The sequence below is a fragment of the Parachitinimonas caeni genome (assembly GCF_030129945.1).
GTDB lineage: Bacteria > Pseudomonadota > Gammaproteobacteria > Burkholderiales > Chitinimonadaceae > Parachitinimonas > Parachitinimonas caeni.
The window spans coordinates 1-7,527 of record NZ_JARRAF010000074.1; the positions used below are offsets into that span (position 1 = coordinate 1).

The 7,527-nt window shown below is 59.6% G+C and carries 1 protein-coding gene; it reads left to right on the forward strand.

Annotated features, from left to right (window positions below):
* On the forward strand, positions 1–7,527 hold a 7,527-nt coding region (locus PZA18_RS23195; RefSeq protein ID WP_284103280.1), incomplete at both ends, for an RHS repeat domain-containing protein.

Sequence of the window (7,527 nt, forward strand, 5' to 3'; positions counted from 1 at the left end):
AACCTTCCAAGGCCATTGCCGATGCCAGCAAGAAGCTGGCGGAATTGCGCAAACCCTTCCTGAACGGTGCGCGTACCGCGACCGAGGCGGACACGAAGGCGATTGCCACGGCCCAGGCCGAGCTCGACAACCTGTGGAAGAGCGCCAGTACCCAGGCTACCCGCCATCTCTATGATGCCGCCGGCCGCAAGATTGCCACCACCGATGCCACCGGTCATTCCACTTTCTATATCTACGATGAAGCCAATCGCCTGGCTTACAGCGTGGTTCAGGTCAAGGACACCCAAAATCCGTCTAATGACAGCAAGACCACCTATCAAGTCAGTGAATTGCACTACACCACCTTTGGTGAGGTGGAACGTACGGTTACCCATGATGATTCAATCATCCGCAGTGATTTGAACAGTGCAGCGGCAGCAACGTTGGTCGGTCAATTCGGTCAGGCGCTCAACCGCACCCAGATGGCGACGTTGGTACGGGAGGCGTTCACCGACACCAGCAAAACCCATACCGCGAGCAAGTCCTATACCCGGCGTGGTCAGCTTGAATCCAGCACCGATGTAGCGGGCTACATCACCCGCAATACCTATAACGCATTCGGAGAGCTGGCCACCCAGACCACCCCGAGTGTTCGCTATGCCAATGGCTACCGTGGCAACTTTACAGCCCCCACCCCTGGCACTGCCCAGGAAACCGTCACCCAATACCTGCGGGACCAGCGAGGCCTGGTAACCCAGACCATCGTCGATGACGGCGAGAAACAACTCAAGCTCACCACGAAGACTGAATACGACGCCTTTGGTCGTGCCATCAAAGTCCGCGATGGTCAACGCATCAAAACCGGGGCGACTGACTATGCCAGCGAGACCCAATACGATCGCCTGGGTCGCATCAAGTCGGTGAAGGATGGCCTGGGCCATCTCAGCCACACCGAGTACGACAGTTTTGATCGCGTCATCAAGACCATTGACGCCATGGGCAATGTCGTGAGCTATGGCTACGAGGATGCCGTCAAAGACCTGGTTCGGGTCAAGGGCGAGGACTTCAACCTGCCGGTCATCCGCCTGACGACCACCCATCAGAGCCAGGACAAGTCGGTAACGATCAAGACTGTCACCATCAAGGATCTGTTTGGCAATGTGGTGGCCACCACGGATGAGCTGGGGGTCAAGACCCGCTATGAATATGACTTGTCGGGTCAGCTCAAGAGTGTGCGGCAGTATGCCGACGCTGATAGCACGGGCGTTGAACTGAGTCACAACACCTATCTGGCCGATGGCAAACTGAGTGAGAGTATTGATGCATATGGCACCAAGACTCTTTACAGCTACGATGGGGCGAATCGCCTGCTCAGCAAGGTGAAAGATCCGGATGGTCTGAAACTGACTACCCTTTTTGCTTTCAGTCCGGATAACAATAGCGTGACCCAGACCGATCCGGACGGCCAGATTACCCGCACCGAATACGACGCCAAGGGCCGGGTGCAGGCGACAATTCGTGGCACGGGCGATGCCCAGATCCGGACCGAGTACCTTTACGATGCGCAGGGTCAGGTGCTGCGGATTGATGAGGGGGTAACCGGATCGGGTGATAGCTGGCATGCCCAGAAGTCCACCGCGTATGAGTACGATGCTGCTGGTCGCAAGATTGCAGAAATCCTGGCGCCGGATGCCGAACCGGCAGAACAAGTGGTCACACGCTTCCACTATGACGCCTCGAATCGCCTGATCCTGAAGGAACAGCGCGCACAGGATGGCAAAGTCAGCACCGCTGATAAATTTACCGGCTACCTCTACGACGGCGCCGGGCGCGTCATCGTCACGCTGGAACGTACCGGCGCTGACAAACTGGCAGTCCGCCAGAACCTCTACAACGCCAATGGCCAGCTGCAGACCACCATTGCCTTTGCCGATGAGTTGAACGCTGGCGCCATGGCAACCATCTTCGCCCGCACCGGCACGCTGGATGGCAACAACACTGGCGGATTGGACGCCAATCTGGCTGGGGAAGTGAAATCTGCCTGGAGTGAGGCAGCGAGCTGGTATGGCAAAGCCATCAATAATCCTGCCAACCGGGTGGATGCCTATGTCTATGACGACTTTGGGCGCCGGATCTGGCATGTCGATAGTGAAAACCATGCCACCCGCACGGTCTACGATGCGGCCGGTAATGTCGTGCGGACCACGCGTTACGCCACCCCGATCAATTGGGATCGGGCGGGCAGTCACTACCTGCTCTCCACGGCTCCCACGCCGACCAGCAGCGCGGCTGACCGCGTCAACCGGGTGGTCTACAACTCGCTGGGGCAACCGGTCTACCAGATCGATGCCATGGGTTATGTGACCGAATCGCGCTTTGATGTAGCCGGCAAGCTGATTGCCAAGGTGCGCTATGCCGCAGGCCTGCAATTGGCGCCAGGTGCCAAGTCACGTCCGTCAGCCACCTACGCCGACTATGCCGCCGATTGGGATGCCTATCAGGACGCGCATCTGGACCCTAAAAACCCGGTGCAGAACCTCGCAGACTGGACCAGCCTGATCACACCGCTGGTCAATACCAGCAAGGATCGCAGCGAGTATTTGACTTACGATGCTGCCGGCCGTCAGCAATATCACCTGGATGCCGAAGGCTATCTGAGCAAGACCGAGTATCTGAGCAACCAAGGTGGCGAGGTGAAACAAACCCGTTATGACGGGGTACCGGTCAATGCAGGGGGCATCAGTCAATGGTTGAAGCTGGATGCCCCGCAGCGCCAGGCCTTGGCCAGCCAGGGCCAGACCGGCAAGGCCATTGCCACCCGCACGATCTACGACACCGCAGGGCGGGTCAAGTATCGGGTGGATGGTGAGGGTTACTGGACGGAGATCCAGTACAACGTTGGCACAGGAAGTGAGATTGAACGGCGCATGAAAACGGCCGGGCAGCAATTTGGGGATGCCTACGAAGTTCACCGTTATTACGATGCCGCCGGCCGCCTGAGCCGGGAGGAACGACCCGCCGAGCCGGGCAGCGGTAGCGTGGATCAGAAGACCTATTACACCTACGATGGTGCCAATAACCTGGTCACCCTCAAGAGTGGCACCCAGGTTACCCAGCGCCAGTACGATGGCGTCGGGCGGGTGGTGGCTACCACGCAAGGGGCAGGCGCTGACGCCGGCACAACCCGGAAGCTGTATGACGCCATGGGCAACCCGGTGGTGGTGATGGACCCGAATGGCAATCTTGGCTATTTCGTCTACGACGCAGGCAATCGTCCGGTTCTGCATATCGACCCGCAGCGCATGGTTACCCAGACCCGCTACAACGAGTTTGGCGAAACCACTCAGGTGCTTACCTATCTGAAGCCTTTGCCGGCGCACCTGCTGCCAGGGCAGCAAGCGTTGACGACCGAACAGATCAAAGCCATTGAAGACTATCTGAAGCAGTCGGCCCCTGAGCAGAACGGGGTGTCGATGGTTTACGATGGCTTGGGCAGAAAGTTTGAAACGAGCCGGTCTGAGTATAACCAGGGGGGCTGGCAGTTGGAGAAGGTTGAATACGATGCCTTCGATAACCAGCGTTCCGTGACACAGGAAGTCAGGAAGGCGGCCAACACCGATCGGACCAAGGCGGCCGAGGTCGTCCGATTCACCGCTTACGAGTACGACCGCCGTGGCTTGCTGATCGAAGAAACCCTGCCAGTCCGCGTCGATGCGATGCTGAACGTGGTCAGCAGTGGCACCTTGTCAGTCAAGAACAAGTATCTCTACAACGGTTTCGGATTCCGAACCCAGCGTATTCAAGCGTATAACCACCCCACTCAGGCGCGCCAGACCCTGTACAGCCATGACAACCGTGGCAACCTGACGCTGGAGAGCAGCGAAGCCGTTGAGCTGTTCGAGGACGGGGTGCTCAAGACCGGGCAGGTGCAAACCCACTACCGCTTTAACGCCTTGGGTTTGCTCGAATTTGAGCGTCACGGCAATCAGCCAGCCAAGACCATTCAGTATGATCGAGGGGGGCGCAAGCTCGAAGAGAACAATGGAGCCGGGGGGCGCACGCGCTGGGCTTATAACGAAGCCGGCCAGATCAGCAGCATCACCACCTATGACGATACCGCCCAGCTCCCCGCCCAGACGGCCAGTAGCGCAGGTAATCAACGCACGACTCATCTGTTCTATGACACGGCAGGTCGCGTCAGCCGGACCGAAGTCCGCAGCGTGCCCGTCGTCACCCTGACAGATCAATCCGAAGTCGGGTTGCTCAATCTGAACGGCACGATTACGACCTACCGCCGCTACGACCGGAATGGCAATCTGGCGCAAGAAACCGATGGCCGGGGGAATAGCCGCTACCACCTGTACGACGCCGTCGGCCGCAAGCTGGCCAGTGTGGACGCAGCAGGTTACGCCACCGAATGGCAATACGACGGTGCCCTGAGCGTTCGCGAGACCCGTCATGCCCGTGCGCTGACTGTTAGTCAGATTGCCACCCTCAAACAGAGCGACACCAGTCAGTGGCAGGCGCTGGTACAGCCTTGGTTGAACGCGCTGATTGATGGCTCACAAGATCGCAGTAGCGAGATCCGCTACGACGGACACGGCAATGTCCTGTCGCAAACCCAGTTCAATGTCGAGCTGGATCAAGGCAATCGCGCCAATATCGTGCAGCAGTACCAATACGACTTGCGGAATCAGCGCAGTGTCGAAATCAATGCAGAAGGGCTGGTGACCTTCTACTTCTACGATGACCAAGGTCGCGAGACGCTGCGAACCACCGGCTATCAGCAGGAGGCCGACATCGCGCGGCTGCGCATGATCAAGACCCAGTACAACCTCTTTGGTGAGATCGTCCAGCAGGTTGAGGTCAAGCAAAGCCGTAGTGCTGTCGTGGCGCAGTTGCCCACCCCTGAAAATCCCGAGTTGAAACTCACCGAGCTGGGCAAGGTGCTGGCGGGCGCGGCCCACTATCAGGCCACCAGTGAAGATCGCGTCACCACCTATACCTATAACAAGGCCGGTCAGCGTACCGCCGAAACCAGCCCGGTCGGCCGCAACACCGAATGGCGTTACGATGCCGCCGGCAACCAGGTCTGGCAGCGTATCTATCGGGTGGCACAGATTGATGCCGACCGACGCACCGAGTACACCGACTTTGTGCTGCGCGGCTTCGATAGCGCCGGCCACGAGACCACCCGCTTCAACGCCAGCTATCAAGGCTTGGTTGCCGACCACAACGCTGCCGGCAAAGCCGCCCTGCAAGGCCAGGTCGAGGTCATGCGGCAACGTTATAACGGCCACGGCGACCTGATCAGCCGCCAGCAAGCCGGGGCCGACAGCATTGCCCAGATCAATCTGAGCCAGTTCGACCTTGAAGCCAACCGCCAGCGCTACACCATCTATGATGCGGCCGGTCGCGCCATTGCTTCCAATATGGAGGATGGCGTCGAACGCATTACGCTGCGCGATGCAGCGGGCAATGCCGTCTACACTATTGAGTCCAAGGAATCCGGCAATGCAAATTGGGTCAAGCAAGGGCTCGACACACTGGATGAACTGATCAGCAACACCAGCCGCTATGCCCAGTTCATTTCGCGCTTCGATGCGCGCAACCAGATCACCGCGACGTTGCAACCCAAGATGGCGCTGGAGTCGATCACCGACAAGACTGCCGACAAGACCCCCTCGGTGACCGGCGTCAAGTTCAACGTGCCGCAGACCATCGATGCCGCGAGCTCGCTGGGGCAAGGTCGTTACATCAGTAATTCCCCATCCAGTGTCACGGCGAGTGTGTCGGCGGAGGTGGATGCCGATACGCACCCGACCAATGAAAATGATGGCACGACTGTTACCGACTACCTGCTGCGCAATGCCTCGGTCAGCCTGCCGGCCCAACCGGAATGGTATGGCAATGATCGGTATACCTTCCGCGTCAGCGGCAGCACCCGCGAGCGCAATTCCTCGTTCTACACCGACGTCAGCCAGGACTTCCCTATCGTCCCGACGGGAGGCGGTATCTATCGGCTCGATCTGCCGGCCCACTGGCGGGTGAGTCAGGCCAAAGTCACGTTGTATCGCAATGGCAGCGCCATCGGCGATTGCACACTCGACGCCACCTCGCCTATCAAGCCGCTGACGCTGCTTCTCCCCGCCACCCTCAAACCCGGCCTGCACCTGACCGATGTCCCGGCCAAGTCGCAGTCGCTGTTGCTGCGCTACTGGCGCAAAGGCGCCGATCTGCTGGCGGACAGCAAGAACGGCCCGTGGACCGAAGTGCTGGACCCTGCCAGCCACCGCCTGGGCGATGGCTGGTTCTGGAGTGATCTGGCGCAATACGATCGCAGTGGCCGGCGTGACCCCGATTGGCTGGTGGTGGAATACGAAGCCTTCGAAGGCCCGATCGACAACCCGACCAGCAGCCTGGGCATCAGCCGGGTCAACGTTCGCTTCAGCGCACAAGGCGTCGAGGTGATGCCGGGCGAATTCGGCACGGTGTCGACGGGCGCAGCCGGTGGGTCAGACAAGCATCTGCCGATCAGCAATGGCGGCGTGCAGATTGTGGGCGCCGGCAATGGCCAAGGCATACGGGCAGAGGTTGATCTCGACCTGTTCGCCTGGCGTGAGTATCACGACCCCAAAGCGGGCACCTATTACGAATTCAGCAGCCAGGCCGCCTTGCGGACACTGACCTTGAATGCGCCGCCCGAGCTGGATGGTCAACCTTCGCTGATGCTGAAGCTGGGCGAGCTGACCCGAATTGCCCATCGCAACGCCCAGGGCCAGTACGTATTCACTCTGCTGGCAGACCTCAGTACCCGGACCAGTGTTCTGGGCGGCTGGCTGATCGACAGCCGCACACCTAAGAAGCTGGAATTGGGCGTGCCGGCGGACGACAAGACCTTCAAGCCCGGCCTGCCGCTGTTTGATGTGACCTATGCGCCGGTCGATAACGCTTGGGGCGGCATCCGCTATGGCGGTAAAGAAGGGGGCACTATCCGCAACCCCACGATACCGGTGGGTCAGAGTCATGCCTTCCATGTGGCCCAAGGGCCGACGGCGATCTACTTTTCGAAGCAGACCGTGCAAACCGATGCCCCGACTCTGCTGTTCACTGGCCAGGATCCGAACACCGCCGAAGTCTGGCTCGGTATCCGCTCGACCACCGATACCAGCAGCCTCAGCTATCACCGGGTGGCGCTCAAGCAGGTCGGCAGCAGCGGCCTGGATCGGGCCAACTGGTCGTGGGAGATCGAACCGGATTTCCGCTCGGATGTCACCTTCGAATACCAGCTGTTGGCCCGCAGCGCCGATGGCAAGCTGCTCAACCGGCAGGTGGGTTACTTCAATCCCAAGACTGGCCAATGCACCCAGCGGCCGTTGCCCATCGGTGGCAATGGTGCTTCGTTCATGGAGCAGAACTGGAACCTGCATCTGATCGATCTGCCGGGAGTGACTAACAGTGATCTGCTGCTGGTGCTCACCGGCGAGAACGGCGAAGTTGCGTCGGTCAACGCCAAGGCCAATGCCTGGGGTGGCCTGGTGTTCGAAC